The 3581-nt window shown below is 73.4% G+C and carries 1 protein-coding gene; it reads right to left on the minus strand.

Going from position 1 to position 3581, the window contains the following annotated elements:
• Positions 1-3581 (minus strand): type I polyketide synthase (locus tag E4099_RS30430; RefSeq protein ID WP_135342331.1); only part of this gene is annotated, 3581 nt, incomplete at both ends.

Genomic DNA, 3581 nt, shown 5'->3' on the forward strand with positions numbered 1-3581 from the left:
GCCAGTTCCTGGGCGCCGGGCGCGTCGGGTCCTCGTCGGCCGGCCAGGACCAGGTGTTCGGCGCCTTCGCGGGCCAGCCAGCGGGCGAGGTGTCCGCCCCGACGGCGATCAGTGAGTCGAAGCCCAGTTCGCGGAAGGGCCGGTCGGGCAGGATCTCCTCGGTCCCGGACTGCCCCAGCGCGGCGGCGGCCTGGGTACGGACCACCTCCAGCAGCGCCTGCCGCTGCTCGCTCTCGGACAGCACCGCCAGCCGCTGGACCAGTGCGGAACCCGCACCGGCACGGTCCGGGCCGGCGGTCGTCTCCGCGGTCAGCCGGGCCACCTCGGGAATGCCGTCGAGCAGCGGACGGGGTCGGGCCGCGGCGAAGCCCTCCGCGAATCGGGCCCAGTCCATGTCGGCCACCGTGAGGCTGGTCTCGCCCCGGCCCAGCGCCGCGCCGAGGGCGGCGACCGCCCGCTCCGGCGGCATCGGGCGCAGCCCGTTGCGCCGCAACCGCTCCCCGGTGTCGCCACCGGACATCCCACCGCCGCCCCACATGCCCCAGGACACCGAGAGGGCGGGCAGTCCGCGGGCTCGCCGGTGCTCGGCGAGCCCGTCGAGGAAGGCGTTGGCCGCCCCGTACGCACCGAGCCCACCGCTTCCCCAGATCGCGGAGGCGGAGGAGAAGAGGACGAACGCGTCCAGCTCGCGCCCCTCCAGCAGGGCGTCCAGGTGGGCGGCGCCGCGGGCCTTCGCGGCGAGGACTCGCGCCAGTTCGGCGGTGCTGGTGTCGGTGAGGGCTTGGGAGGTGGTGATTCCGGCGGTGTGGAAGACGGAGCGGATCGGGGTGTCCTGGGCGTCCAGGTGTTCCACCAGGCGGGCCAGTGCGGTGCGGTCGGCGGTGTCGCAGGCGGCCAGGGTCACCTGGACTCCCAGGGCGCGGAGTTCGTCGGCCAGTTCCTGGGCGCCGGGCGCGTCGGGTCCTCGTCGGCCGGCCAGGACCAGGTGTTCGGCGCCTTCGCGGGCCAGCCAGCGGGCGAGGTGTCCGCCCAGCGCGCCGGTGCCACCGGTGATCAGTACGGTGCCGCGCGGGCGCCAGCCGGCATCCCGGCCGGCGGCGGGGGCCGGAGCCGGGGCGAGCCGGCGGACCGACACCCCGGTGGAACGAATGGCGAACTGGTCCTCGGCATCGATCCCGGCGACCACGGCGACCAGCCGCTCCGTGGCACGCTGGTCCGGGTGCGGGGGGAGGTCGATCAGGCCGCCCCAGCGGTCGGGATGTTCCAGTCCGGCGGTCAGGCCCAGGCCCCATACCTGGGTTTGGGTGGGGTGGGTGAGGTGGTCGGATCGACCGGTGGACACCGCGCCTTGGGTGGCCAGCCACAGCGGTGCGGTGATGTCCGCGTCGACCAGTGCGCTGACCAGGGCCAGGGTGCCGGCCAGTCCGCGGGGGACGTCGGGGACGCGGGTGTCGGGGCGTTCGTCCAGGGCCAGCAGGGACAGCACTCCGATGGGGGTGGTGTCGGCGCAGGCGGCGCGGAGTTGTTCGGCCAGGTGGGCGCGTTGCGGGTCGTCGCACTCCACGGTGATGACCTCGGCCCCGCTGCCGCGCAAGGCCGTGGCGGCCGCCTCGACCCAGAGGTGACCGGCCGGCTCTCCGGGGGCCAGCAGCAGCCAACGCCCCGACAGACCGGAGACGGAAGGCGCCTCGACGGGCTGCCAGATGACCCGGTGGCGCCAGGCGTCGATCTCCGCCTGCGCCATCCGCCGCTGCCGCCAGTCGGCGAGCCTGGGCAGCACTGCGGTCAGCGGTGCGTCGTCCTCGACGTCCAGGGCCTGGGTGACCGCTGTCAGGTCGGCGCGTTCGATGGCGGACCAGAAGGCCTCTTCGGTGCTGTAGGGCTGCTGGTCGGTCGTCGGGGCGGTGGGGGCGGGGTCGATCCAGTAGCGGCGGCCTTGGAAGGGGTAGGTGGGCAGGTCCACTCGCCTGCCGCCGGGGTAGGACTCGCTCCAGTCCACCGGCACTCCGGCCGCGAAGGCCTCCGCGAGCGAGGCGGTCAGCCGGTCCGGGCCGCCCTCGTCACGTCGGAGGGTGCCCACCACCAGCGCGTCGGTGGCGACCGCGTCCACCATCTCCCGCACCCCGAAGGTGAGCACGGGGTGTGGGCTGACCTCGATGAAGGCCCGGTGCCCGGATGCCACCAGTTCGGTGATCACCTGCTGGAACTCCACCGTCTGGCGCAGGTTCCGGTACCAGTACTCCGCGTCCAACTCCGGCCCCGACACCTGCTCTCCGGTGACCGTGGACAGCAGCGGCACCGTAGCCGCCCGCGGGCGGATCGGCTCCAACGCCGCCAGCAACTCCTCGCGCACCCGCTCCACATGACCGGAGTGGGACGCGTAGTCCACCGGCACCCACCAGGTGCTCAGCTCCTCCGCGGCACACGACTCGAACAGCTCCGTCAACGCATCGCGGTCTCCGGCGACCACCACCGATGCCGGCCCGTTCACCGACGCCACCGAGATCCGGCCCTCCCAGCGGGTCAGCCGCTCGCGGACCTGGTCCACCGGGAGGGCCAGCAGGATCATTCCCCCGCTGCCCGACAGCCCGGTCAGCGCCCGGCCACGCAGGGCCACCGCGAGGGCCCCGTCTTCCCGGGTCAGTGCGCCGGCGACGCAGGCCGCGGCGATCTCACCCTGACTGTGGCCCACCACGGCGGCCGGGCGTACTCCCCGGGACCGCCATACCGCCGCCAGCGACATCATCATCGCCCACAGCGCCGGCTGCACCACATCCACCCGCTCCAGCACCTCCGGGCCGGCCAGACCCCGGACGACATCCACCACCGGCCAGTCGACATACGGCTCCAACGCCTCGGCGCAAGCCAGCAGTTCGGTACGGAACACCGGTGAGGCATCCCACAGCCGCGCTCCCATCCCCAGCCACTGCGAACCCTGCCCGGGAAAGACGAACACCGGCCTGCGCACACCAGCGACAGTGCGCCCGGCCACCACCCCGTCGACCGACTCCCCGGCGGCCAGCGCGGCCAACCCCTCCAGCAACGCCTCGCGATCATCACCGAAAGCAACAGCCCGGTGATCGAACAGCGCCCGGGAGGCCACCAGCGAATGCCCGACATCCACCAGCGCCACCTCGGGACGCGCCAGCACATGCGCCCGCAACCGAGCAGCCTGGGCACGCAGCGCCGCCTCACCCCTGGCGGACAACACCCACGGCACCACACCGCCAGACGGCACCACCTCCGACGAAACCGCCGGTGCCTGCTCTGCCGGTGCTTGTTCCAGGATGGTGTGGGCGTTGGTGCCGCTGACACCGAAGGAGGAGACCGCGGCCCGCCGCGGCCGGCCGGTGGCGGGCCAGGGCCTGGCCTCGGTCAACAGCCTCACAGCCCCCGAGGACCAGTCGATATGCGGCGAAGGCCGGTCCACATGCAAGGTCGCCGGAAGCTGCCCGTGGTGCAACGCCAACACGGTCTTGATCACACCGGCGATCCCCGCAGCGGCCTGGGTATGACCGATGTTCGACTTCAACGACCCCAACCACAACGGCCGATCCCCATCCCGCCCCCGACCATAGGCC

Origin of the sequence: Streptomyces palmae (assembly GCF_004684805.1) — a bacterium.
Classification (GTDB): domain Bacteria; phylum Actinomycetota; class Actinomycetes; order Streptomycetales; family Streptomycetaceae; genus Streptomyces; species Streptomyces palmae.